This window comes from Klebsiella sp. JB_Kp042 (genome assembly GCF_040065275.1).
GTDB lineage: Bacteria > Pseudomonadota > Gammaproteobacteria > Enterobacterales > Enterobacteriaceae > Klebsiella > Klebsiella quasipneumoniae.
Genome location: NZ_JBEAJL010000101.1, coordinates 16,583 through 41,206, shown reverse-complemented (window position 1 = coordinate 41,206; position 24,624 = coordinate 16,583). Strand labels below are relative to the sequence as shown.

Annotated in this window: 28 protein-coding genes and 3 pseudogenes; 7 read left to right on the top strand and 24 right to left on the bottom strand. The window is 52.7% G+C overall.

The window, feature by feature from the left end:
* Nucleotides 1–69 precede the first annotated feature (69 nt).
* The 18 genes and pseudogenes from ABLV54_RS22115 to ABLV54_RS22030 all read right to left on the bottom strand — a co-directional run bounded on the left by ABLV54_RS22115 (nt 70) and on the right by ABLV54_RS22030 (nt 10,917).
* Nucleotides 70–216 (bottom strand): hypothetical protein, encoded by a 147-nt coding sequence (locus tag ABLV54_RS22115; RefSeq protein ID WP_171009818.1) that lies wholly within the window; start codon nt 214–216, stop codon nt 70–72.
* A 564-nt stretch (nt 217–780) separates the two neighbouring features.
* The gene (locus tag ABLV54_RS22110) at nt 781–1,080 is read right to left on the bottom strand and encodes a hypothetical protein (protein WP_117241126.1); all 300 of its coding nucleotides are present in this window, start codon (nt 1,078–1,080) and stop codon (nt 781–783) included.
* An 84-nt stretch (nt 1,081–1,164) separates the two neighbouring features.
* Nucleotides 1,165–1,305 carry a hypothetical protein gene (locus tag ABLV54_RS22105; RefSeq protein WP_180960491.1) on the bottom strand — a complete coding sequence of 47 codons (141 nt, stop codon included), beginning with the start codon at nt 1,303–1,305 and terminating at the stop codon, nt 1,165–1,167.
* Between the two features lie 150 nt (nt 1,306–1,455).
* Nucleotides 1,456–1,806 carry a hypothetical protein gene (locus ABLV54_RS22100; protein WP_101516495.1) on the bottom strand — a complete coding sequence of 117 codons (351 nt, stop codon included), beginning with the start codon at nt 1,804–1,806 and terminating at the stop codon, nt 1,456–1,458.
* Nucleotides 1,803–2,297 (bottom strand): lysozyme, encoded by a 495-nt coding sequence (locus ABLV54_RS22095; RefSeq protein ID WP_101516494.1) that lies wholly within the window; start codon nt 2,295–2,297, stop codon nt 1,803–1,805. Before ABLV54_RS22095 ends, ABLV54_RS22100 begins: the two co-directional genes overlap by 4 nt.
* A complete protein-coding gene (locus ABLV54_RS22090; RefSeq protein ID WP_248860842.1) occupies nt 2,275–2,499 on the bottom strand; it encodes a class II holin family protein in 225 nt (74 codons plus the stop codon). Before ABLV54_RS22090 ends, ABLV54_RS22095 begins: the two co-directional genes overlap by 23 nt.
* Before the next feature lie 675 nt (nt 2,500–3,174).
* Nucleotides 3,175–3,864 carry a bacteriophage antitermination protein Q gene (locus ABLV54_RS22085; protein ID WP_151373837.1) on the bottom strand — a complete coding sequence of 230 codons (690 nt, stop codon included), beginning with the start codon at nt 3,862–3,864 and terminating at the stop codon, nt 3,175–3,177.
* Nucleotides 3,861–3,944: pseudogene (locus ABLV54_RS22080) on the bottom strand (YlcG family protein); the annotation flags it as partial. The gene ABLV54_RS22085 and the pseudogene ABLV54_RS22080, both read right to left, overlap by 4 nt.
* Nucleotides 3,945–3,991: 47 nt before the next feature.
* Nucleotides 3,992–4,288: a DUF1364 domain-containing protein gene (locus ABLV54_RS22075; protein ID WP_248860843.1), complete on the bottom strand. Its 297-nt coding sequence runs from the start codon at nt 4,286–4,288 to the stop codon at nt 3,992–3,994.
* A 2-nt stretch (nt 4,289–4,290) separates the two neighbouring features.
* On the bottom strand, nt 4,291–4,497 hold the full coding sequence (locus tag ABLV54_RS22070; RefSeq protein ID WP_071787216.1) for a hypothetical protein: 207 nt from the start codon (nt 4,495–4,497) through the stop codon (nt 4,291–4,293).
* The gene (locus ABLV54_RS22065) at nt 4,497–5,093 is read right to left on the bottom strand and encodes a DUF1367 family protein (protein WP_248860845.1); all 597 of its coding nucleotides are present in this window, start codon (nt 5,091–5,093) and stop codon (nt 4,497–4,499) included. Before ABLV54_RS22065 ends, ABLV54_RS22070 begins: the two co-directional genes overlap by 1 nt.
* Before the next feature lie 35 nt (nt 5,094–5,128).
* Complete coding sequence (locus ABLV54_RS22060) at nt 5,129–5,362, bottom strand: hypothetical protein (RefSeq protein WP_102009259.1); 234 nt, start codon at nt 5,360–5,362, stop codon at nt 5,129–5,131.
* A gap of 692 nt (nt 5,363–6,054) precedes the next feature.
* Nucleotides 6,055–6,327 carry a colicin immunity domain-containing protein gene (locus tag ABLV54_RS22055; protein ID WP_023304766.1) on the bottom strand — a complete coding sequence of 91 codons (273 nt, stop codon included), beginning with the start codon at nt 6,325–6,327 and terminating at the stop codon, nt 6,055–6,057.
* 632 nt (nt 6,328–6,959) lie between these two features.
* Nucleotides 6,960–7,379, bottom strand: a complete 420-nt coding sequence (locus tag ABLV54_RS22050) for a hypothetical protein (RefSeq protein WP_142928161.1) — start codon at nt 7,377–7,379, stop codon at nt 6,960–6,962.
* A gap of 142 nt (nt 7,380–7,521) precedes the next feature.
* Nucleotides 7,522–7,749, bottom strand: coding sequence for a DNA polymerase III subunit theta (locus ABLV54_RS22045; RefSeq protein ID WP_121936095.1), 228 nt, complete (start codon nt 7,747–7,749; stop codon nt 7,522–7,524).
* 406 nt (nt 7,750–8,155) lie between these two features.
* Nucleotides 8,156–8,773: a hypothetical protein gene (locus ABLV54_RS22040; RefSeq protein ID WP_192242358.1), complete on the bottom strand. Its 618-nt coding sequence runs from the start codon at nt 8,771–8,773 to the stop codon at nt 8,156–8,158.
* A 409-nt stretch (nt 8,774–9,182) separates the two neighbouring features.
* The gene (locus ABLV54_RS22035; RefSeq protein WP_192242360.1) at nt 9,183–10,286 is read right to left on the bottom strand and encodes an XRE family transcriptional regulator; all 1,104 of its coding nucleotides are present in this window, start codon (nt 10,284–10,286) and stop codon (nt 9,183–9,185) included.
* Nucleotides 10,267–10,917 carry a hypothetical protein gene (locus ABLV54_RS22030; protein WP_348814225.1) on the bottom strand — a complete coding sequence of 217 codons (651 nt, stop codon included), beginning with the start codon at nt 10,915–10,917 and terminating at the stop codon, nt 10,267–10,269. The genes ABLV54_RS22035 and ABLV54_RS22030 overlap by 20 nt, the downstream gene beginning before the upstream one ends.
* A gap of 134 nt (nt 10,918–11,051) precedes the next feature.
* Here ABLV54_RS22030 and ABLV54_RS22025 point away from each other — a divergent pair, with 134 nt between their 5' ends.
* Entirely contained in the window at nt 11,052–11,780 is a 729-nt protein-coding gene (locus ABLV54_RS22025; protein WP_248860847.1) for a tyrosine-type recombinase/integrase, read from the top strand.
* 153 nt (nt 11,781–11,933) lie between these two features.
* Here ABLV54_RS22025 and dcp read toward each other — a convergent pair whose 3' ends face one another.
* The gene (dcp, locus tag ABLV54_RS22020; protein WP_050534313.1) at nt 11,934–13,976 is read right to left on the bottom strand and encodes a peptidyl-dipeptidase Dcp; all 2,043 of its coding nucleotides are present in this window, start codon (nt 13,974–13,976) and stop codon (nt 11,934–11,936) included.
* A 130-nt stretch (nt 13,977–14,106) separates the two neighbouring features.
* Between dcp and ydfG the strand changes: the two genes are divergently transcribed.
* Nucleotides 14,107–14,856 carry a bifunctional NADP-dependent 3-hydroxy acid dehydrogenase/3-hydroxypropionate dehydrogenase YdfG gene (gene ydfG / locus ABLV54_RS22015; RefSeq protein ID WP_050534312.1) on the top strand — a complete coding sequence of 250 codons (750 nt, stop codon included), beginning with the start codon at nt 14,107–14,109 and terminating at the stop codon, nt 14,854–14,856.
* A gap of 91 nt (nt 14,857–14,947) precedes the next feature.
* Nucleotides 14,948–15,634, top strand: coding sequence for a GntR family transcriptional regulator (locus ABLV54_RS22010; RefSeq protein WP_004206025.1), 687 nt, complete (start codon nt 14,948–14,950; stop codon nt 15,632–15,634).
* Between the two features lie 51 nt (nt 15,635–15,685).
* Here the strand turns inward: ABLV54_RS22010 and ABLV54_RS22005 are convergent, their stop codons facing one another.
* The 4 genes from ABLV54_RS22005 to ABLV54_RS21990 form a co-directional block, all read right to left on the bottom strand.
* Nucleotides 15,686–16,117, bottom strand: coding sequence for a universal stress protein (locus ABLV54_RS22005; protein WP_023289558.1), 432 nt, complete (start codon nt 16,115–16,117; stop codon nt 15,686–15,688).
* Nucleotides 16,118–16,385: 268 nt separating this feature from the next.
* On the bottom strand, nt 16,386–17,849 hold the full coding sequence (locus ABLV54_RS22000; RefSeq protein ID WP_101881572.1) for a fructuronate reductase: 1,464 nt from the start codon (nt 17,847–17,849) through the stop codon (nt 16,386–16,388).
* Between the two features lie 269 nt (nt 17,850–18,118).
* Nucleotides 18,119–19,402 carry an MFS transporter gene (locus ABLV54_RS21995; protein WP_050534311.1) on the bottom strand — a complete coding sequence of 428 codons (1,284 nt, stop codon included), beginning with the start codon at nt 19,400–19,402 and terminating at the stop codon, nt 18,119–18,121.
* Nucleotides 19,403–19,516: 114 nt separating this feature from the next.
* Nucleotides 19,517–19,879 carry a YnfA family protein gene (locus tag ABLV54_RS21990; protein ID WP_072096719.1) on the bottom strand — a complete coding sequence of 121 codons (363 nt, stop codon included), beginning with the start codon at nt 19,877–19,879 and terminating at the stop codon, nt 19,517–19,519.
* Between the two features lie 108 nt (nt 19,880–19,987).
* Between ABLV54_RS21990 and ABLV54_RS21985 the strand changes: the two genes are divergently transcribed.
* Together ABLV54_RS21985 and speG are read left to right on the top strand one after the other, a co-directional pair.
* A complete protein-coding gene (locus ABLV54_RS21985) occupies nt 19,988–20,329 on the top strand; it encodes a DUF1283 family protein (protein ID WP_004206035.1) in 342 nt (113 codons plus the stop codon).
* 66 nt (nt 20,330–20,395) lie between these two features.
* Nucleotides 20,396–20,956 (top strand): annotated as a pseudogene (gene speG / locus ABLV54_RS21980) (spermidine N1-acetyltransferase).
* Here speG and ABLV54_RS21975 read toward each other — a convergent pair.
* The gene (locus ABLV54_RS21975; RefSeq protein ID WP_023289554.1) at nt 20,950–21,660 is read right to left on the bottom strand and encodes a YnfC family lipoprotein; all 711 of its coding nucleotides are present in this window, start codon (nt 21,658–21,660) and stop codon (nt 20,950–20,952) included. The pseudogene speG and the gene ABLV54_RS21975 sit on opposite strands and share 7 nt — an antisense overlap.
* A 101-nt stretch (nt 21,661–21,761) precedes the next feature.
* Here ABLV54_RS21975 and ABLV54_RS21970 point away from each other — a divergent pair, with 101 nt between their 5' ends.
* Together ABLV54_RS21970 and ynfE are read left to right on the top strand one after the other, a co-directional pair.
* Nucleotides 21,762–22,031: a DUF1161 domain-containing protein gene (locus tag ABLV54_RS21970; RefSeq protein ID WP_004206039.1), complete on the top strand. Its 270-nt coding sequence runs from the start codon at nt 21,762–21,764 to the stop codon at nt 22,029–22,031.
* A 150-nt stretch (nt 22,032–22,181) separates the two neighbouring features.
* Nucleotides 22,182–24,617: pseudogene (gene ynfE, locus ABLV54_RS21965) on the top strand (selenate/tellurate reductase subunit YnfE).
* The last annotated feature ends 7 nt before the right edge of the window (nt 24,618–24,624 follow it).

The following is a 24,624-nucleotide window of genomic DNA, read 5'->3' as shown; positions in this document are numbered from 1 at the left end:
TAAACAAACCGACCTTACTAACTGACGGTTGTATCTAATCCTGGGGGCAGGTCACGGGGACTGGTACCATCATCCATGCTGATGGTACCGGTCGCGGGCCATCTGGCATTGAACTGCAACATCGCGCTGACATACTTCAATATCGGCAATTGCTCGGTAAGCAATGGCCCCGGCCTGGTACGCCGTCTCGATGGCCTCCCAGTCGGGCTTGCTCATACACCATTCCTTATTGTATCTCTACGGTACCAACCCTCAGAGCCCCACCATTACTGCTTTCTTTTCGCCTAGTGGCGTTAGTGAATTTGTCTCCTATAAGAGACAAAGACTACTCAGAAGCTATTAAGACTCACTATAGGAAGGACTTGTCCAACGCGCGGCGGATTCAATAGTGGCGAGTATTGAAGGATAAGTCGCCGCGCAGGAATTTAATGTTACAGGAGTAGGAGCAGTGACAAGGAGACTTAAGTAACACACTAGAGATAACGATATTCACTCACAACCAAGGAGAAACCATGTTGGCAATACTGATTGCTTTATCCCCTTTCGCCATATCGATTAACCGCATCATCTTTCTGATTTGCCTTCTGATCGCAAAACGTTACGGCGTTCTTCAATACTTCTAATCCCCGCCTTATCCATATTGCACTGCCCCAGCGCAGAGTAAAGCTTCGCGTTTAACTCCAGACTAGCCTGCCACGTGAACGGAACCTCCATTCCGGGGATCGGCGTGTCTGCAGTAAGGTCAGTAGCTAAATTGCCACCACGCGGTGGCCTTTTAGTTCATTGGAAGAATGAGAGGACTATCTCAATCAACTTTAAAACCCCGCCCATGCCCATACAAGCAAGCCCAAAAACCATTAACTTTAAGCCTTTGTCTTTGCTGAAAATATCTAAAGGATTTGTGGCCCCAGTGAAACCAAAACTTATGGCGTCTGGATCATTACTAAGACGAATTAGTTTATTAATTGAATCTTCATGAACATTAAGAGCCAATGTTACATGTTTCATTATGATGTATAGGCGAATAGCTAAAATGATGCTGCCCACTGTAGTGAGCAAAGCAGAAAACAGATCTAACATTTTAAACCCCATAATGACTTAAAAAGTCACTCTATCATTATCGAAGCCCATCAATGAAGGGCTTCGATAATGCAGGCTCTTATCTCAGCGCAGCCCCTTGCTGCGTGCCGGATGCTCATCTTCGAGCGCCAGCATTGAGATAATATGGCTGACCTTAAACCAGCCAGGCCTCTCCGACAGTCGACAGAGCCAGATCGACAGGAGAATGAAGAGTATCAGCATCATTACCTCAGACACTGCGTGATGATGTATTACTGCTATTGGCTGATTGCCCGGTAGTAGGCCTGCCAGCGGTACTTATCCAACCGCAGTTGGCGCAGACATTCAGCGGTTTCGACGTCCGATTGCAGGTCTTCGTCGGTATCCTTCCCTGCGTCACTTGCTTTGCACGGAGGGCTCATCAAATCCTGGGATGGTGTTGGCAGCGTCGATAGCTCGCTGGCGCAACTGCACAGCATCATCGTCAAACCGGCACACAGTACGATTCGGAGACTGGACATATTTCACCACGTCGCGGGTTATGGTTCGGTAGATGACCTTGCCCTCTTCTGTAGCGGCAGCGGCCTTTTGCTCAACTGGCTGGATAGTCTTTTCGGCTTTCTCTTTCTTCTTCGCCGCGAGGGCGTTGATATGGTCAGCGTGAGAATTCCAGCCAGAACGCCACGAGAAAAAGCAGGTAAGCAGCAGGATGACTACAGCGCTAATGATTGCGGTTAATCGGCTCATTTCTGGCCCCACTCGCAGACTTCACGCTCAATCTCACGCCTGGTTATCAGCCCCTTCCACTGCTTGCCACCGGCATACGTCCAGCGCTGCAGTTCCTTGCATGCGCCCGGCACGTCTCCAGCATTCAGTTTCTTCAACAACGTGGAGCTGGTGAAAGCGCCAGAGCCAACGTTATAAGTGAATGAGTAAAGCGCGGCGCGGGTAGGATCAGGAATGCGGACTTTGATGAGTGGGTCAACAGCGTTTGCCACCTTTAGCAGATCTGCTTTCAGCAGGCTGTCGCATTCCCTGTCGGTGTAACGGTGGCCGCGGCGAATATCGGCGCCAGTGTGACCATCACAAACAGTCCAGACGCCGACAACATCCTGATAGGCGTAATAACGCCTTCCTTCCAGGCCGTCGGCCTTACCAAGCATGATAGAAGCAATGGCGATCGCGCCAGAACCGCCGGCGATCGCACCAATCAGCTTATTCCTCAGCGTCGGGTTCATCTCGGCTCCTGCTACGTCGGTTGTCTTCGCGAATTTTGAAATACAAATTCGTCAGATACGTAAGTACGGCGATGACAATGCCCACCAGTACGCCGATGGCATTCCACTGCTCGGGGCTGTAGGCATTTAGCATGCCGTTTAGGATGCTCCCGGCTGAAGCGCCACAGGCAGCACCAGTGGTTATCTTTTCCATGCGATACATACTCTCACCTCGCGTTGCTAGCGAGTGCTGTGCGTGTTTGAAAGGGTCAGGCCCGTCGGGCTGGATTTAACAACGAAGCGTGTCGATGATGATTCCCGCGAGGCCTGATAATAAAAAAGCCTGCTGTTAGGCAGGCAATAAGCATGAGGGCAATAGCAATGTCGGTGATGACTGAAAATACCCTGGCTGGGCCTGGTTAGCTTGGCTGGATTCGAAGCAGCGAGCAACCGCTTAGACAGTAGCTGGTCTTACCTCTGAGCTACAGGCAAATAAAAAGCCCCAGCATTTCTGCTAGGGCTCGAAATAATGAGCGGTTTGGAGAGTTTGTCTTGAGAGATAGCGCGCGAGGTCTCGCTTTCCGTTAACTTCCCTCAGTGCTGGCACTTCCATTTTTCATTCGTTACCTCTGTTTCCAGCAGAAGCCATCGACACTCGAATCACGAACTAGCTCGGGGTCACGCACCAGCCAGACATTAAAATCTGGAAATATTAGCAGACACTATGCTGTGTATATCAAGTGGCTCATAGAGACTCTCCTTACACACCAATTGGCGTGGCCTACGATATTAATGCCATCCTGAAACAGAACATTGACCATGATCACTGTTGTGAGCAGTATATTGCCATTCTATGCAATATTGGCAGAATATCAATTTCACACGAAATATACGCCTTTCAGTTCGATTTTTCAAGACTTACATATAAATTTGTCGCTTTTTGTTGTGAACGTGATCGCGTTACTGATATGAGAGCATCGCTGTCAAGTTTCACAAAGCTACTTCGCATCGCCAGCCAATGAGGGAGGTAGGTTTCTGTCCACGTGGATTTTGCTACACCAACCAGCTCCGCCAGAGACTGGTATTCATACGTCTCTCGCCATGCCAATTCGGATTTGACGTCCTGTGCCGCCAGCCATATCAGTTTCTTCAGGCGCTCCATCGTCTTGCCGGCCACTTTCTTAGCGCCGAGCTGGTCACGGAATTCTGCCCATGCCCAATGTGTTATCGATACCTGATACTCAAAGCGGGTGTTCTCGCTGTAGTTCCAGAGCAGCCAGGCTTTCTGGTGGTCTTCCAGCGACAGCAGAGCCCGGCGCCAGCTGGCCGTCGAGTACTCAACAGGCAGAACGAGGGCAATCGAAGAACTCTTGGCGCGGGACTGCTGCCCAGGGATTGGAGGGCTTGATGGGTTAACCATACGACCAGTGACCGGATCGGCGACTTTCTTTCTTCCCCGGCTGCGCGCTGTAGCGGTGAAATGCGCGTTCTCTGCAAAAGCTACCAGTTGCCCTTTCGTCGCACCACTCAGATCAGCGGTGGCCGCTATTAGTTGCTGGCGAACAAATTCCAAATATTGCGCTGTCATGCTGACTCTCCCAGAATCTGATAGATGCGGACGAAATTATTCAAAATGCGGTAGCCGACCAAAAAGGTGCCGCGGTGCCGGAGATCATGTATGTGGCACTCAATGCGAAATGAAATACGGTACTCGTTCACGCTTTAACCATCCCTTCTTCTCGCCAGATCGCCAAAGTACGCATTACACCTTCCGCATGCATCAAGCGCAGTTCGTCGCGGGTGTAATTGTTGGTTTTAATTCTGCCATCGATGAGATCGTGGCAAGCAATGCAGGCAATTGCTCCCTGGGTATCGTCCGGCTTGCATCCAGTTCCGCAGGTACCCGCCAGGCGGTAATGCGCCAGAACACTGGTTTCCGGATTGCCATTGCAATACCCGGGGATCCGTACTGTGCATTCGCGGCCTCGGGCCGCTTTGTGAAGGTTCGCCATACTCACCCCCACATCCTGTTGCGCCAGCGAGAGTCTGGCCGCGGCGGATTTTTGTCCTCCACCAGCTGCGCGCTGACGGTCCATGTCATAAAGTCAGGGTTTAAGCTTCGTTCGACCTTTACGCCCCGCTGGCGATATCTCGCCATTAGTTCGTCGGCCTGCTGCGTTGTGCATTCGAGATGGTGAAACCATGAGTGTTTCATCGGCATCACCCCGCGAAGCTTAAAAGCTGGTTTGCGGCGTTCTCGGCGTCCTGCAGACTGTTGAACGAACGAGAGAGGATCCATCGCCAGAGAACATCGAGCGATGCTTTGTACAGTTCCTGGAACTCGCATTCGTCCATGCTGGCGAAAGAAATACTGCGAGGATGTTTTTTCAGCGTGCCGTCCGGCAGCTGTATGGCGTCATAGTGGCCAGCTTCAACGATGACCCACGCCCGGTAAGCATCGAAAGATTTGCAAATACTGATATAGCCGGATCGCTTCTCGGCTATTCGGTCGAGATATTGTCCGGCGGCATCAAGTAACGCCGATTCACTCCCGCCATATGCAGCAAGGTATTTGGCGTAACCTGTGATAAGCATGCGCTCGTTAGACGAAATCGCCCCGCCGGTAGGTTCCCAATATTCAAAACCGAGATTGAGTAAAGCAAAGTAACGGCGGTGAAACGCCGGATTGCGGACAAGCTTAAAGTCGGCCTCCAGAACGGAACCGAGCTTGCATTTTGATTGCAAGAAATCGCTGGTCTCCTGCGTGGCAGGGATCAGTAAACCTTGTGACTGCTTTATTAAGTGCAATTGCGCCATGGTTTCTCTCCGTGGCGCAGTAGGTCAACGGTTGTTCAGGCCGTTGATTTCATATTATCAGAAGGCGGGATAACCCGGTAGCCGAGGCGATGCAGAAAACTGGTCATTGCGTTGAGATTAAATACTCCCTCGTCCTCAAGCAGTGGTCGCATAGAAGTTATACCATTTGCCGTGTATACCAGAACCCGGCCTGCTGCCCTGATGCTGCCAACAACTTCACCTGTAGAACGTTTAACCAGATCGTAGTACTCATCACTCTCACTGCGCATCCCTACCTCCCGGAAGCAAAATCATATACTGTGTTTTTATACAGTATAAATTAATGTTAAATCACTTACATGTGAAAATTTCACGGTAGCTGAAGATATGATGGCAGATGAAGATCGTCCTACAAGCCCCTATTTTCAAAGGAGATAATCAAAACCGAAACTTTGGTGCTTTTGTTTATTTTTACCGGTTGACGGAGGTAAAAGCTTTGCACGTTGGCCAAAGGCATATTTTGTGTGTTGTACAAGTCCCTATTTGATCATTGCAGTGATGAAATAGCAAAATATGATACTTAGTTAAAATAACAGAAGATTTTGCAGCATTAAAATCCAAATTATTTGGAAATATCCATATGACATATTGCACCGCCCTTCTGACAAAAGATGAGTAATGTTTAATGACAAGGAACAAGTGTTAATAAACACCGGTGCAGGTTTGGATAATTAGGTGGAACTTCTGATGTTCTGACTGGCCTCCTCCTGATAGTGTGCGCCAGGACGAAAGCGACCCCTTATCGCAGGTAAGGTGGAAGTGGAACTTAAGAAATCGTCGTGGTAGTTGTTGTCGCACGCGTCACTTCCTGAAAGCTAAAGTGCTGCATGCAGAGCGCACAGGTCACCGGAATTGCTCAGGCTCCGATAGCATGTGCCATACTCTCAAAATCAATCATTTATCTCAGAGCCTATTGGAAAAGTTACAGGAGTTGATACTTCGCAAGAGTAGCTTTAACCTCCTTGCGCAAACCATCTGAATCCAGCTCGCTCTCTCTTCTCACGGAATCCGATGTATAACACTCAGCAAGAATAAAAAGTTCAGCCGCACACTCTCCAATATCCTTACTGTCTTTTGTAAGTTGACCAGTTCTCCCTTCATTTCGCCACATATTGAAAAAATGGGTTTCGAATTCATCTGCAGAAATTTGTAAGGACACTAGTTTCCTTGCAAGTTTTATCAAATTCATACTCATTACAGAACTCCTTCTTCAATATTGTTAACGTGATATGGACAGCCTTGCATAAAATATCAGTCCGAATGTAATCACCGTTCTTATCTCATACAACTTAATGATCAGTTTTCGGATTATAATACAACCTTAAGCGTTTTCTCATTGGTAAGTGCCCTTTCGATGGCATTTTTCGGCCAAATGAGCTTCAGTTGCCCACTCGAGTGTGGTAATAATTCAGGGAAATACTGGTGGGGGTTATTGGGGTTGTACAGTGTTAAGATAGCCCGGAGATAATATCTCTGGCATATTTCATGTCACGATTCGAGAATCAGTGGGGAGGTAAGGCAATTGGAAAGAAACAACTTCAGGTACTGACCCATAGCTACGAAATTTCCGTTATTCAACCCTTATGCCTTCATGAGGGAAGTTCACTATTTATCTCCAGAGAGGTAAAACGATGAATGAAGAAAATAGCCGGTGACGGAAGCCATCAGTCACAGCCACTGCTTTAAGTTTTGTGCGTCATGTGCACAGTTGGCGCCGAAATCTAGTACTTAGTTTCTCAGGTTGACATGGATATAACGGCTGCTCGATCATGAAAATCAAAGTTTGTTATTGCATTCATTACTGATACCAGGATGTCTGATTTAGCGTTAGTAGTTGCAACCGCCAATTCTGTTTTGGCATATCGCATTCCTTACCTGTATGGCATTTTGCCTGTCGGCCTCTTCTTTTCTTTCCTCTCTATCGTTAGCCGCAGCTATAGCCAGTTGCTGCTGATATTGTGCAATTTCGTTTTGTGCTCGGTTTTTATCAATTTCGAGCTCTGCTTGCGTCATTGTTCCGCTTTTCAGTCGTGAATTCATTTCATTAACACAAATGCCGCTTGTATCCTGATATGAGTTTCCTTTGTCATCAAGCATCGTAATGCCAAGTGAACATTCAACTAAAGACAGATTTGTTGACTCGCTTGCCAAGACCTTGGTCATTGATAACACAGGCTGGCTTTGCGGTTCTGCGCAGGCAGCAAGCAGCAATACGGTTCCAGTTACAACGATTTTCAATATGCGCATGATAGGTTCAAATATAAAATTTGTAACCATACTAACGGAATAAAAAAATGACCGTTAAGTCTTTGGTGCTCAATATAAATATATTAATGATGCTTAAACGACATTGTAGTAAAGGTTACTTTTTATTTTCTTCTTCCATTTTCTAATAACGAGGATCGCTGGCGCATGGGAGTTGGACGCTTCGCTCGCGGTTGTGGCGGACGCGCTCCATGAAAAAATCGCGCAGGTGTTCAGGCTGTTCTCTGGCTACCTGCTCCGCTATCACCGGCATGTTCGGGCGCTCTTTGTACACGACGCCGGACGCTGCGAGGCCGACGTTGACCTTGTCCTGCTCGTCTTTCAGTTTAGCTGTAATGTTCCACTGTGACATAAAAAAAATCCCCTCTAAGCTGAGGGGATTATACAACTATTTTATTCGTTCAGGAGAACACAGACTCATTACAAATGACTGGAGAATACATAATTTGTTTCATCATTTTCGATGAAATATACATCAATGACCTCTCCATTTTTTTGGTCAAGTGTTAATACTTGTCCTTGTGCATAGTTGTTTAACAGTTGATGAGTTGTGCTTGTAATCGGGATTTTAACATCTCTTACAACCACTAACCCACCATTTTACTCTCTCTGAGAAGTTTCAATGAAAGCAAAGAAGAAATTACAGAACTCTTTAAAGATTATCATTTTTAACATGAGCCCCTCAAAACGCATAAATTACCGAAACTGTTCTTCCTCAGGTAACATGCTTATTGACGGCTTATGACAGAAAATCAAAATTAATTAACTTGATTTAAAATATTCTTAAACTCCCAATCATCCTTTTTTGGCACATTAGAAAGGATAGAATGAATTAAATCCCCTGCCATTGTAAGTAGTTCTTCTTGTCCTTTTAGATAATAACGCCACTTTGGTCCGTGGAAGAGATTGTTCCTTAACCTGAAACATACAAATAAGCAGAGTGCTAGCTGGGCTTGAGGATCGGTTGTCTTTGCCTCCATGACAGTATAATACTCAGTCTTGATTTCCTGGGGCGTATGTTTCAATTGCCCACACAAACTATCATATTTAATCCCATCCCCCAAGTAACGTTCAGAGAAAAAATCATAAGTTTTCTTGAGTAAGGCTTTATCTACCACACCCATTTCCAATAATTTTTTAGCATACTGAACACTTTTATATTGGCTACCAGCACAATCAAAAAGTAAAGACTCAAAGAATGAAAAATATAGAAAGAAGCGATTAACAGCCGTAAGTAATGAAGGAGTTATCTTTCCATGAGCGTTAATTAGGGAATCAAACTCTGCTGCAAAATCGAAAACCTGCGTTTCATTTTCCTGCGGTTGTTGCTGTTGCTGTTGCTGTTGCTGTTGTTGCTGCGTTTGATTTTCTTGCATTTAAATCTTCCATTTCAGTGAAAGGTGGTTCGGTTGCTCTGGGATGTTACATGCCCAGCTCAAATTAGTAACAAACGCGCTATACGGTAACTTCATCGGTACTCAAGTTGCTTCATACATCGCAATCATCGGCACATTCAGCCGCTCCTTATTGGCGACGCCGGATGCGGCAAAATCGACGTAGACCCTGTTCCGTTCGCCTTTCTGTTTGTTGGTAATATCTTACTGTAACATAAAAATCCCCTAAGCTATCAAGGGGATTATAGTTTATGCGACGCAGCGTGTCTGAGAAATTTCCGGCATGTTTGCGTAGACCAACGCCTCATCAAACGGCGGCAGCACTGCGTTACTGCAGCGTGCTACTAGAAAGAAAAACCCGCATGAAGCGGGTTGATTACAACCTTTTGAATCAAACAAGTTGAAGTAGGTTTTTAGGATTTGACAGTGGGCGGTTGACCGAGAATAACTCCCTAACCAATTCTTGGCTTAAACCAGTTTTCATGAGAATGTTCACCCATGTTGCATCATCCAGCATTTCGATCGCCTCAGTTAACATACCTGGTTCTTCCGGGCGAATAAACTCATCTCCAGGTTCAACTTTCGTATATCCTTTAGAGTTCAAATGCATATAACCCGTTCTTGCCTGCTCCTGGGTGAGTAGCCCTAGGGTTGTTGCTCGGTAAATGCACATTTTAAGGCTAATCTTCCACCGAAGCTTAAACTCAACTAAGGCATTCCAATCGAACTGTCTTCCTCTTATCCGGGGAAACTCTTTTATAAAGGACAGTCGCGGAATAAGCAATGCGCTCGAAAAACGATCCGCTTGCGATTCGGTCAGTTTATCGCCTGTAGTTATACCTTCATGCATAACCAAGTGCCCCAATTCATGACCTAAATCTGAACGGAATCTACATATACTCTTTTTAACGTTGTTTCGGATGATTACTGGTCTGTTGTTGTGGACAGTAAAAGCATCTACACGATCATCCACTCCTGTCACATGAGCAACAATAACCCCCAAACTCTCAGCCAGTTTGACCATTGACGATATAGGACCCAGTCCTAAATTCCATGCTCTTCTACACTCTTCCGCTACGCGTTCAATATCATTCGGAGTCAGTAATTCAGCACCGGGGTGCTCAGGTATGCAAACATCAGGGAACTCGATTTCAGCCTCAACGGCAGAGATTATTATGTTAAGAATCTCTGCTCTTGCCAGAACACTATTGGTTAATGTTTGGGTTCTTGATTTTTTACTCCGAAAATGGCAAACATCGCTTTCTAAAGCATATTTTCGCTCAGTGAAAAGGAAATCAGGTTTAATCATCAGTGCAGATGAAATTAGTTCTAACAACTGTTCTGATGGTTTGAACCCTTTTTCCATTTTACTAACAAATTGTTTTGTTTTTCCAATTTTCTCCGCTAACTCTTCGCAAGAAAGCCCAACAGCCATTCTGGCTAATTTGAGCTTATCCCCACGATACTCAGCAAAGTCATTCACCTGATGTTCCATTACTGCTCACATCCAAATCTTGATCTTTTTTACGACGGCGAAGAGAGGCCTTGCCAATCTCAGCTTCATCCGGAAGGGAGTTGGTATCAAGAGACATAAGCGGTACTGAAGCAGTAGATTGATGTGAAACCATACTGACTTGGGCGCCATATGCGTTAAACCCAACTAGAGCTACCTCCCAACGAGGCAGTGTTGATTCCAATTCGCCATCTTCTTCATCGGAAATAAATGGCTCTGCGATAATCCGCCATGTAATATCTTGCTCGGCTTCAGATTCACCAAACAATGAAAGTTGCTCATGCTCCACCCTATTTCGGAGAAGACGATACTTCTTCTTAGGGTTATTAATGCAATCTTTGGAAAACTGGAGTGGAACTTTATTTAACGCAACCACATAATCCAGTCCCTTAGAGACCATTTCAAGACCCGGAAGCGTGCCTTCGCTTTGAATAAGATGATTTCTTACCCAGTCATAAGCTCTTACGCCTTCAGACCAATTGCTGTCCAATGTGTGCTTGTGATAGTACAGCTGCTCGAGCACGTTTGCGATCTCTGCTAACAGTTGGCGAACACTGTTTTCAGCGAGGTAAGGCTGAAATTCCCAACAAGGCGCTAGCTGTTTTTCACTCATTTCAAGTTTCGCTTTTTTTTGAATTCGTAAACCATATATTTTCGCATTTTCTTGATTTTGTCAACCAATCTAAAACAAAAATCCGCAACAGCGGGTTCATGCAACTACAACCAGTACAGGAAGTAACCACGAAAATGCTTGCAGCCATTACCGACGAATATAAAGCCAAAGGTAAAGCACGAATGGCACAAACGCTTCGTAGCGTCTGGATCGATTTGTTCAGGGAAGCACAACATGCGGGCGAAGTTGAGCTAGGATACAACCCGGCACTAGCTACCAGAAAAGTCGTTGCTCGAGTAAACCGCTCTCGACTGAATTTTGAAATGTGGCAAGCGATCTTTGAAGCGGCCAGCGATATGGCCCCTTACGTTCAAAACTCCATGCTGTTGGCGATAGTCACCGGACAAAGGCGCGGTGATCTCGCCAAAATGAAGTTCTCAGATGTTTGGGATGGATACCTGCACGTTAAACAGCTAAAGACAGGTGTGAAACTTGCTATTCCACTCAGTTTGCGCAGTGAGGTGCTGGACATTAGCCTGGCACAAGTGATCAAGCGCTGTAGGGATCGGGTTGTTAGCCCGTGGCTTCTTCACCACGTAACGTCCAGCGGGAAAGTAAAAGCCGGCGATCAGGTTGGCGAGAACAGCCTTAGCGTTTCCTTCAAACTCGCAGTGAATAGCACTAACCTTTCCATTGAACGAGGGAAAACAATGCCTACTTTCCATGAGCAGCGCTCACTGTCCGAACGTCTGTATGAGGCTCAGGGAATCAACACCCAACAGCTGTTAGGACACTCATCAGAAAAAATGACAGCACAGTATCACAACGATCGGGGTCTCGATTGGGTGAAAGTAAAGGTGTAGCTACGTGAAAAATTGGGCCGTACCCCCACGCAAATTTAGCAAAATTTAAAAATTTATTTTGGGGAAAAGTTTTGGAGGGATTTTGGGGAAGAAAAAATTGGATAAAAAACCGGGTGCTGCACCCGGTCTTCTTCTACTCTAAAAAACGCTCGACTAGCTCAGCCCACGATTTTCCAGCATCGGCTCAATCTGTGGATCGTGTCCGCGCCACTGGCGATACAGTTCAGCTAAATCAGCGCTATTGCCGCGCGACAGAATCGCCTCCCGGAAGCGCTGACCGTTCTCACGGGTCAAACCGCCCTGCTCCACGAACCACTGATAGCCGTCGTCGGCCAGCATCTGGGTCCACAGGTAGGCGTAATAGCCTGCCGCATAGCCGCCGCCGAAGATATGGGAGAAGTAGCTGCTGCGATAGCGCGGGGGAACGGCCGCCAGATCGAGGTGTTCTTCCCGGAGTACCCTCTGCTCAAATGCATCCACCTCGTCCGGAAACGCGGTGGTCGACAGCGTGTGCCAGCGCATATCGAGCAGCGCAGCAGCCAGCAGCTCGCTCATGTCGTACCCTTTATTGAAGGTTGCCGCACGCAACATATTGTCGCGCAGCGCCTCCGGCATCGGCTCTCCGGAGCGATAGTGCTTCGCATAGTGGGCGAATACCTGCGGATGGCTGGCCCAGTGTTCGAAGATTTGCGACGGAAACTCGACAAAATCCCGCGGGGTATTGGTCCCGGAGAGGCTGGCATAGCGCTGGCTGGCGAACAGTCCGTGCAGGGCGTGGCCAAACTCATGGAACAGGGTGATCACCTCATCCCATGACAACAGCGCGCTCTGTCCGCTCTGCGGCCGGCTATAATTGCAGACGTTATAGATAACCGGGCGCTGCTCCCGCAGGGTCGACTGTTCGACAAACACGTCCATCCAGGCGCCGCCGCTCTTTGAATCGCGCGCGAAATAATCACCGTAAAACAGCGCCATCCCTTCGCCATTGTGGTCGAAGATCTCCCAAACCCGCACATCCGGGTGGTACACCGGGATGTCAAAGCGTTCCACGAAGCGGAGCCCAAAGAGCTGCGATGCCGTCCAGAAGACGCCGTCCTGCAGCACGCGCTCGAGGGCAAAATAGGGTTTGAGCTGCGCGTCATCAATGGCATAGGCAGCCCGCCGCACCTGCTCGCTGTAGTAGAGCCAGTCCCATGCTTGCGCGCGAAACTCCCCGCCTTCGTTGTCGATCACCTGCTGGATGTCCGCCAGCTCACGTTCCGCCCTCGCCCGCGCCGCCGGCGCGATCTGGCGCATAAAGCCCAATGCCTCCGCCGGAGAAGCCGCCATTTGATCGGTCAGCGCCCAGCTGGCGTAGTTTGCCGCCCCCAGCAGTTCCGCTTGCTGCGCGCGGATCGCCGCCAGCCGCAGCACCAGACTACGGGTATCATGCTCATCGTCCTGCTGATTGCGCGTCCAGCCGGCGGCGAAGAGATTCTCCCGCGTTTGCCGGTCGCGCAGCGCAAGCAGCTGCGGCTGCTGGGTGGTGTTGGTCAGCGTCAGCAGCCAGCGATCGCCGAGCCCTTTTTCCCGCGCCGCGTCGGCCGCTGCCGCTATCTCCTCATCGGTCAGGCCATCCAGTTGATGCCGGTCATCGACCACCAGGCCGCCGCTTTTCGCCGCCCCCAGCAGCCGCTGCTGGAACTGACTTTGCAAAGTGGCCGCTTCGGTATTCAGGGCGCGCAGCACCGCCTTCTGCGCCGGGGCCAGCGTTGCCCCGGCGTGAACAAAGCGTTGCCATGTCAGGGTCAGAAGACGCCGGGATTCGCCGTCAAGCGAGAGCGTCTCGCGCTGCTCGTAGACGCTGTTCACCCGCTGGAATAAAGCCTCGTTGAGCCAGATGTCATTCCCCAGCCCGGCGAGCTCGGCGGAAAATTGTTCATCCAGTGATTGCAGATAAGGGTTGGTATGAGCGCTGGCCATGGCGAAAAAGACCCGCGTCACCCGCGCCAGCAGCTGTCCGCTCTGCTCCAGCGCCTCGAGCGTGTTGGCGAAACTGGCCGGCTGCGGATTGTCGATAATGGCGCGGATCTCCTCGCGCTGCTGCCGGACGCCCTCATCAAACGCCGGCCGATAGTGACTGTCTTCAATCAGATCAAACCGCGGCGCCTGGTAAGGCAACAGACTGACGCTAAAAAAGGGGTTTTGTTCGGACATCTTTCTCTCCTGTACAGGCTTATCCTGTAAGATTAGGCTTCTCCTTAAGGGGTCGCAATGATTTCCGTTACCGGTCGCCGCCTGTGCGTGCTATGGTATGAAAACACAAAAAGCGTTGAGGAACAGTAAGATGATTATCATGGTCACCGGCGCCACTGCCGGTTTTGGTGAAAGTATTACTCGCCGTTTTGTCGCTAACGGTCATAAAGTGATTGCGACCGGACGTCGCGAAGAGCGCCTGAAGACGCTGAAAGACGAGCTGGGCGATAATCTTTATATCGCGCAACTGGACGTTCGCAACCGCGCCGCTATTGAGACGCTGATTGCCGACCTGCCCGCCGAGTGGCAGGCAATCGATGTGCTGGTGAACAACGCGGGTCTGGCGCTCGGTCTGGAGCCGGCGCACCGCGCCAGCGTGGTAGACTGGGAAGATATGATCGACACCAATAATAAAGGGCTGGTGTACATGACCCGCGCCGTCCTGCCGGGCATGGTGGCGCGCAATCGCGGCCACATCATCAACATCGGCTCCACGGCAGGCTGCTGGCCTTACGCCGGCGGTAACGTCTATGGGGCGACCAAAGCCTTCGTCCGTCAGTTCAGCCTCAATCTTCGCACCGACCTGCACGGCACCGCGGTGCGCGTCACCGACATCGAGCCGGGCCTGGTGGGCGGCACCGAGTTCTCGAACGTCCGCTTTAAAGGCGATGACGCCAAAGCCGGTAAAACCTACGAGAACACCGAAGCCCTGACGCCGGAAGATGTGACCGAGGCGGTCTGGTGGGTGGCCACCCTGCCGAAACACGTCAACATCAACACCCTGGAGATGATGCCGGTGAGCCAGAGCTTTGCCGGACTCAGCGTTCACCGCCAGGGCTAACCGTCAGCCACCCGGCCTGCTGGCCGGGTATGGGCGGAACCGCAAAAAACGCGTAAAATAGTGCGCATAACCCCATAAAAAGTAACCATCAATGGCCGCAGAATCGCAACTGAATCCGACGCAACCCGTCAATCAGCAAATTTACCGCATCCTCCGCCGGGATATCGTTCACTGCCTGATCCCGCCTGGCACGCCGCTGTCGGAGAAAGAAGTCTCCGTGCGTTTTGCGGTATCTCGTCAGCCGGTGCGCGAGGCCTTTATTAAGCTGGCGGAGAATGGACTTATCCAGATCCGTCCCCAGCGCGGCAGCTACGTCAACAAAATTTCCCTGTCTCAGGTGCGCAATGGTTGCTTTGTCCGCCAGGCGATTGAATGCGCGGTGGTCCGCCGTGCCGCTGGTATGATTAACGATGAGCAAGTCTATCAGCTGGAGCAGAATCTTCATCAGCAGCGTATTGCCGTCGACCGTCAGCAGTTAAACGACTTTTTCCTGCTTGATGATGAATTTCACCAGAAGTTGTCAGTTATTGCCGATTGTCAGCTGGCCTGGGATACGGTGGAAAACATCAAAGCCGCTATTGACCGCGTGCGCTACATGAGCCTCGACCATGTCTCCTCACCGGAGATGCTGCTGCGCCAGCATCATGAAATTTTCACCGCGCTGGAAAAACGCGACGCCGAGGCGGTCGAGAAAGCCATGAGTATTCATTTGCATGAAATCAGCGAATCCGTGCTGTTGATCCGCCAGGAGAATCGCGACTGGTTTAGCGAAGAGTAAGGACCAGACGGCTGCGAAATAAGGCAGACGCAGCCGTCGTAATGGAAAGGATTATCTGACCACCAGCACCGGCGTTTTGGCGTAGCGCAAAATGGATTCGGCGTTGGAGCCCAGCAGATGGGTGGAGATCCCCGGTTTGCGGGAGCCAATCACTATCACATCGAACGCTTCGTTGTTACTGATAGCCAGAATTTCATCGCGCACGTTACCAAAGACGACCCGGGTATGGATCCGCGACATCGGCATGTCGAACAGTCGCGCCACCTCGCGCATCTTTTTCTCCGACTCTTCCTGCATATAGGCTTCGAATTTACGAATATCCGCCGTAAACCCGCGTAATAACGAACGGCTGCTGTTCGGCAGAACGTTGAGCAAGGTGATTTCGCCATTTTCCGCCGACGCGAGAAATTCCGCGTGACGCACTGCCTTATCGCTTAAATCCATTTCAAAAACATCAACAGGCAATAAAATCTTTTTATACATGGCCCGCACTCCTTTTCCAGAGAAAGTGATTTTTCAATAACTTAACTATGCCATTTTTGCGGTGAATGACCAGCCTTTATTCGGAAAAATAACAGCTAATTATCTTTAGTAAATCAGGGAAATATAGAGTTATGTAAGGACATTGCGTTCGATCATATTTTTAGTCTGCTAAAAGCGATCGACAGCAAAAAAAGAAATATCGGCGGAACCGTGAGGAAACAGCAGAAGAGCCAGTGTCGATCCCATGACCGACACCGGGAATAAACGATTATTGCGCCGCAGCCCATGCGGCAACGGTGGCTTTGGCCCCCTGACGCTGCAGCGCAACATAAGCGCGGGTCACCGCCGAAACGAACCGCGCTTCCTGCGGCAGCTCACGGCCGAAGATGGCCTCAATGCCCAACAGCGTTTTGACGCGCTCTTCGCCATCGGCGCTGGCGGCTACCGCCTCCTTGATCACCGGCAGCAGCGGATCGCAAATTTCGATCGCCTGACCGGCGTCGGCAACACCGCCGACATAGCGCATCCAGCCCGCCACGCCCAGCGCCAGCAGCGTGAAGTCATGCTGGTGCGCCAGGTGCCAGCGTACCGAGTCCAGCATGCGCTGCGGCAGCTTCTGGCTACCGTCCATGGCAATCTGCCAGGTACGGTGTTTGAGCGCCGGATTGCAGTAGCGGTCAATCAGCAGACTGGCATAGTGTGACAGATCCACCCCCTGCACTTTCAAGGTCGGAGCCTGCTCGTCCAGCATCAGCGCCAGCGCCGCGCGGCGGTAATTGTCATCCTGCATACAGTCGTTGATATGCTGATAACCGGCCAGATAGCCGAGATAGGCGAGGAACGAATGGCTGCCGTTGAGCATCCTCAGCTTCATCTCTTCGAAAGGCACCACATCGGCGACCAGCTCCCCCCCCGCTTTCTCCCACTGTGGACGTCCGGCGACAAAGTTATCCTCAATCACCCACTGGCGGAAAGGCTCGCAGGCCACGCCAGCCGGGTCGCGCACGCCGGTCAGCTGTTCAATTTTATCGAGGGTTTCCGCCGTCACCGCCGGGACAATACGGTCCACCATGGTCGACGGAAAGGTGACATTCTGTTCTATCCATGCGGCGAGGTCCGCGTCCAGCGCCCGGGCGTAGGCGCAGACGACGTTGCGCATCACATGACCGTTTTCCGGCATGTTATCGCAGGACATCACGGTAAAGGCCGACAGCCCTGCCTCCCGGCGACGCGCTAAGGCCGCCACCACCACGCCCACTGCCGATTTCGGCTGGCGCGGGTTAGCAAGATCGGCGGCGATCAGCGGGTGATCGAGCTGCAGTTCGCCACTGGCTGGCGAATGGCAATAGCCTTTCTCGGTAATGGTCAGGGAGACAATGGCCACCTGTGGCTCACACATCGCCGAAAGCACGGCCTCGAGACCATCGACCTGGGCGTGCAGCGCCTGCTTCACCACCCCGACCACGCGCGCGGTCCACGCGTCGGCGGACATTTCTGCCACGGTGTACAGCAGATCCTGCTGCCGGAGATCGGCGATCTGCTGCTCGCCGCCAATCAGGTTGACTTCAGTGTAGCCCCAGTCGCTGCCGTGCTCGCTGGCCAGTATATCGGCGTAGACCGCCTGATGGGCGCGGTGGAACGCGCCAAAACCCAGATGGACGATACGGGGGACCAGCGCGCGGCGATCGTAGTCCGGCTGTATGGCGTTAGCGGTTAAGAGGGTGTTTTCCATGATGACTCTCGTTGTTATGTGGCTCATCAACCATTCTCTGGGAGAACTCTCGAGGAGAATGCCTTTGTGCCTCAACCATCTCACGCAATTGGTATAACATCTTTGATTTCTGTCAACTACCATACAAGAAGCTTTTACCGGGTTGTGGTCGCTGGCGAGCGATCACAAAATCTCTGGGATGGCAGGAGAAAATCCGCCGCGAAGCGGTAAGAGAAGATGAAGCATGGCGCAGGCCGCGCCTCCCTGCGGGCCTGTGGCTTCCTGGTTGGTTAATCGATGCGGGTTTTGACGATAAAGAAGTAGCACAGCGCCCCGGCGAAGGTCACCCCGGCGGCGATCACCAGCGCCAGATTGAAAGAATGGGTGGTATCCACGACCCAGCCGGTGACTATCGGCGCGAAGGAGGCAAACACAAAGCTGCCAAAGTTCTGGATCGCCGCCACCGACGCCACTTTATGCTCCGCCACCAGCACCTGTACCAATCCCCAGGCCGAGGTGCCAGCGAAATGGACGCAGAACAGCGCCATGGAGATAAACGCCACCGCCTGGGTCGGCGTGGACGATTGCACCACCAGCAGCGTTCCCAGCGCCGACAGCACCAGACCGGCAACGATCGCCGTTTTGCGGGTTTTCGCCAGATCGTAGCCTCTGCGCGCCAGGGCGTCGACCACCAGACCATTGACCCACATACCCACCGCCGCGGCGAGGAACGGGATCGCCGCCACCCAGCCGGTGCGCGCCAGGCTTAACCCCTGCTGAGCCTGCAAATAGCCGGGCAGCCAGGCGATATACAGCCAGCCGGTATAGTTCACCCCGGAGAAGCCGAGGATCATCCCCCAGGTGGTACGCCGTTTAAACAGCGCCAGCCATTCGCTCAGTTTCAGCGCCGGCCGGGCCGCCTCCTCGCTGGCCAGATAGCGTTGCTCCTCCTCCTGGAGAGTGAATTGCCGCCGGTTACGGTATCCCACATACCAGCACAGGCCGACAAGAATACCGGTCAAACCAATCACCACAAACATTGTCCGCCAGCCCCAGGCCAGCTGCATGATGACCAGGGCCGGCGGGGCAATGGCTTGCCCCAGCACCGTCGAGGAGTTAAATATCCCCACCGCCGTGCCGCGCTCTCTTTGCGCATACCAGTCGTTGATCGATTTCACGCCGGCGGGCATAAACGGCGCTTCACCGATCCCGAGGCCAATGCGCAGCAGAATAAAATGCGAGAACGAATTAACCATCCCGGTCAGGGCCTGCATCGCAGACCAGAATACCAGCCCGGCGCCCAGCACAACCCGCGGTCCGAGGCGATCCAGCAAAATGCCCGAGGGCAGTTGCGCGAAGCCATAGGAGAGCGAAAAAGCGGAGAGCAGCACCCCGAACTCGGTGGCGCTCAGACCCAGATCGGCGCGTATCGCCTCCCCGGCGACGCTCAGGGAAGAGCGGTCAAGAAAGTTAACGATCCCGGCGATAAACAGCAGCGTCAGGGTGATCTTCTGCACCCGACGGATGCGCAGCGGCGTCGCGCCCGCCTGTGGGGCAAATGTCTCAATAGCCATCGTGATTCCTTAGAGAGTCATAACCCAATATGATGTCTGATAAGTAAGGCAACAGGTCGACTACCATACAAGAATTAGGGTTTAAAAAAGTGGCAGGGATCACATAAGACGGGCTTACGCTCGTCCCCAGCCCGCCACGATAATCAGCATGCCGCACAGGGCGATGGCCGCGCCCGCCCAGTCATAATGGGTTAATTTGATCCCATCAACGACCCGCAGCCAGAGCAATGCGGTACAAACGTAGACGCCACCGTAGGCGGCATATACCCGCCCGCTGGCGGTCGGATGGAGCGTCAGGAGCCAGACGAACAGCCCCAGCGCCAGGCCGGCGGGGATCAGCAGCAGCGGCGTGGCCCCGCGCTTTAACCATAGCCACGGCAGATAGCAGCCGACGATTTCACACAGGGCGGTGGCAAAGAACAGCAGCGTTGTTTTGAGCATTAAAAGATTCGTAAAAGAGACAAAGCGTTGAACTATTCTACGCGATAATAGCCCTTTCCCTACGCTGTTTCGTCGGCTATGCCCGGCAAAAGAGCTGTAGTAAACTGAACCTGAGGGTTAACCCATCACTTAAAGGAAATCGTGATGAACATGACACTGAACAAACGCTGGTGCCTGACCGCCATTCTGGCGTTAAGCGCCGTCGTCTATACCTCCAGCTCGTTCGCGGCCACCGACCGGCTGGTGATTGAGTCCGGCGACAGCGCGCAAAGCCGTCAGCAGGCATCGATGGAAAAAGAGCAATGGAACGACACCCGCAGCCTGCGCCAGAAGGTGAACAAACGGGCGGAAAAAGAGTGGGACAAAACCGATGTCGCCTTTGACGCGCAGGATAACTGCCAGAAGAGCGCCAACGTCAATGCCTACTGGGAACCAAACACCCTGCGCTGCCTTGACCGCCGCACCGGCCGGGCGATCAATCCCTGAGCACGCTGGCGCCTGCGGGCGCCGCCTTTCAGTCCCCTCTTTTCCGCTTTGACCACAGGAATTCCCATGACCGACGCGCTACACGTCAGACTCCGCCCCCTTGAGCGCGAAGATTTGCGCTTTGTTCACCAGCTCGACAACAACGCCAGCGTGATGCGCTACTGGTTTGAATAGCCCTATGAAGCCTTCGTTGAGCTTTCCGATCTGTACGACAAGCATATTCACGATCAAAGCGAGCGTCGCTTTGTGATCGAATGCAATGGCGATAAAGCCGGACTGGTGGAGCTGGTGGAAATCAACCATGTGCACCGCCGGGCCGAATTTCAGATCATCATCTCAACCGACTTCCAGGGAAAAGGCCTTGCCACCCGCGCCGCACGGCTGGCGATGGACTATGGCTTTACCGTGCTCAATCTGTATAAGCTGTATCTGATTGTGGATAAAGAGAATGAAAAAGCGATCCATATTTACCGCAAGCTCGGCTTTATGGTCGAGGGTGAACTGATCCATGAGTTTTTCATTAACGGCGAGTACCGCAACACCATCCGCATGTGTCTGTTCCAGCATCAGTATCTGGCGGAACACAAAACGCCGGGCCCGTCTCTGCTGAAGCCGACGGCTCAGTAATAATCAATGCGGTTTTTAATCGTGTAGTGACGGGTCAGCGGCGGCTGGACGCTTTCATCGATCACCTGCAGCTCACAGCTCAGCGGATTGTCATGGCGATCGTAGTCGCAGGTCTGGCGCACCGTGCCCAGCGTGCGGTCGTTGAAGGTGCTGATGGCGGTATAGTCCATTTTCTTGCGCGGATCCTTCGACGGCGTGGAGGCGACGGTAAATCGCTCCTCTTTGGCGGTGGTGGTTTTCCCCAGCGGATAGCCATCGCTGTCGTAACGGTAGGTGGCGGTAGTCTCTTTACCGCGGGCGCTGATAATAAAGCCGTTATCATCCGTTTCCCAGCTCACGCCGGTGGCGGGCATCTCCGCCAGCTGACATTTCCCCTGCAGACGCAGCCGCTTCTCATGGGTGCGGCCATCGACGTAATAGTTGGCGTCCAGCAGCAGCGTGGCGCCGGTGTTATTCTCCACATCCTCCAGCGTCAGCAGATCGAAACATCCCTCTTTTGACAGCTGCGCGCTCACCTTCTTGACCACCACATCGTGTTCGTCCAGTAACGTCTGGCTAAAATCCTTCACCGGACCGCGCAGCGGATCGAACTCAAACTCATTGGAAAAACTCGCCATCTCCGGGGTGAAGGCTTCCGGGGCGCTTTCGCGGTCGCACGCCGTCAGCAGCAGCGCGGTCGGGATTAGCCAATACAGTCTTTTCACAGATGATTCCTTTTGTGTACATCCAATCATATTAGCAAATACAATTGTTTACACCAGTTCTGCTATGCTTAAATCTGGATACCATCGATAAGGAGCGTAAGATGAAACTATCCCTCTGGACAGGCGCCGCGCTGCTGCTGTGCTCCACGACCGTGCTGGCGGCCCCCGACTCCTGTGAACGGGTCAAAAATGATATTCAACAGAAGATCATTAACAATGGCGTACCGGAAACGGCCTTCAGTCTGGCCATCGTGCCAAACGACCAGGCGGACCAACCCGGCGCTCAGGTGGTGGGTCATTGCGCCAACGACACCTTCAAAATCACCTACACCCGTAACAGCGACAGTCCCGCCGAAAACGACGCTCAGTAAACCCGCCTCGCTTTCAAACGAAAGATCTTATCCCTGCATTGACCAGGGATAAGATCTGCCGGCTACCCATAACGTATTATCGCTCACCCCGGCGTCTGTTAATGACGCGGCGGCCCTTCTCCGCCCAGCATAACTATCATGGAGTGAGCAATGTCGAATCAGGAATCTTCCGGCGGCGTCACCCGACGCGCGCTACTTAAATCCACAGCCCTCGGTACTCTGGCGCTGGCCGCCGGCGGGCTTCCCCTGCCCTTTACGCTGCGCAACGCCGCGGCGGCGGTCCAGCAGGCTGCCGGCGACAACACCCGGATTGTCTGGGGCGCCTGTTCGGTCAACTGCGGCAGCCGCTGCGCCCTGCGGCTGCACGTGCGTGATGATGAAGTGGTCTACGTGGAAACGGATAACACCGGCGACGACCGCTACGGCGATCATCAGGTCCGCGCCTGCCTGCGCGGGCGTTCGATTCGCCGGCGCATCAACCACCCGGATCGCCTTAACTATCCGATGAAGCGCGTCGGCAAACGCGGAGAAGGCAAATTTGAGCGTATCAGCTGGCAGGAAGCGCTGGATACCCTTGCTGACCGTCTGAAACGCGTCGTCGCGCAATATGGCAACGAAGCCGTGTACATTAACTACTCATCAGGAATCGTCGGCGGGAACATGACCCGCTCCTCGCCTTCCGCTTCGCCGGTGGCGCGGCTGATGAACTGCTACGGCGGCTCGCTTAACCAGTACGGTACCTACAGCACCGCGCAGATCGCCTGCGCCATGCCCTACACCTACGGCAGTAACGACGGCAACAGCACTTCGGATATTGAAAACAGTAAGCTGGTGGTGATGTTCGGCAACAACCCGGCGGAAACCCGCATGAGCGGCGGCGGCATTACCTGGTATCTGGAACAGGCCCGCGAGCGCTCCAACGCGCGGATGATCGTTATCGATCCGCGCTACACCGATACCGCCGCCGGTCGCGAAGATGAGTGGATCCCCATTCGCCCCGGCACAGACGCCGCGCTGGTCGCCGGTATCGCCTGGGTGTTGATTAACGAAAATCTGGTGGATCAGCCGTTCCTTGATAAATACTGCGTCGGCTACGATGAGAAGACGCTGCCGGCCGGGGCGCCGGCAAATGGCCACTATAAAGCCTATATCCTCGGCGAGGGCGACGACGGCGTCGCCAAAACGCCGCAGTGGGCTTCGCGTATCACCGGCATCCCCGCCGATCGCATCATTAAGCTGGCGCGCGACATCGGCATGAGCAAACCGGCCTACATCTGCCAGGGCTGGGGGCCGCAGCGCCAGGCCAACGGCGAACTCTCCGCCCGGGCGATCGCCATGCTGCCGATCTTAACCGGCAACGTCGGCATCAACGGCGGCAACAGCGGCGCCCGCGAATCGACCTACACCATCACCATCGAGCGTCTGCCGGTGCTGGAAAACCCGGTGAAAACCGCCATCTCCTGCTTCACCTGGACCGACGCCATCGCTCGAGGCCCGGAGATGACCGCCACCCGCGACGGCGTGCGCGGCAAAGAGAAGCTGGATGTGCCGATCAAGTTCCTGTGGAACTAAGCGGGCAATACCCTCATCAACCAGCACTCCGACATCAATAAGACCCACGAGATCCTGCAGGACGAAAGCAAGTGCGAAACCATCGTGGTCATCGACAACTTTATGACCTCGTCAGCGAAATACTCCGACCTGCTGCTGCCCGACCTGATGACCGTTGAGCAGGAAGATATTATTCCCAACGATTACGCCGGCAATATGGGCTATCTGATTTTCATCCAGCCCGCCACCTCGGCGAAGTTTGAACGCAAACCGATTTACTGGATCTTAAGCGAAGTGGCGAAACGGCTCGGCGACGATGTCTACCAGCGTTTTACCGAGGGACGTACTCAGGCGCAGTGGCTGCAGCATCTGTACGCCAAAATGGTGGCGAAAGATCCGGCGCTGCCGGCCTACGATGAGCTGAAGCGAATGGGCATCTACAAGCGCAAGGACCCGAACGGCCACTTCGTCGCCTATCGCGACTTCCGCCGCGATCCTGAAGCGCATCCGCTCAAAACCCCGTCCGGCAAAATTGAGATCTACTCCAGCCGGCTCGCCGAAATTGCCGCCCGCTGGCAGCTGGAGAAAGACGAAGTCATCAGCCCGCTGCCGGTCTATGCCTCCACATTTGAAGGCTGGGACGATCCGCTGCGCAGCCAGTATCCGCTGCAGCTGTTTGGATTTCACTATAAGGCGCGCACCCATTCCAGCTACGGCAACGTGGACGTGCTGCAGGCCGCCTGCCGTCAGGAAGTGTGGATCAACCCGCTGGACGCGGAAAAACGCGGGATTAAAAACGGCGATCTGGTGCGGGTGTTCAACCAGCGCGGCGAAGTCCGGCTGCCGGCGAAAGTGACGCCACGCATCATGCCGGGCGTGTCGGCGATGGGCCAGGGCGCGTGGCACGACGCCAATATGGCCGGGGACCGGGTTGACCATGGCGCCTGCATGAATACCCTGACCACCCATCGCCCCTCGCCGCTGGCGAAAGGGAATCCGCAGCATACCAACCTGGTCGACATCGAGAAGGTTTAAGGAGTAA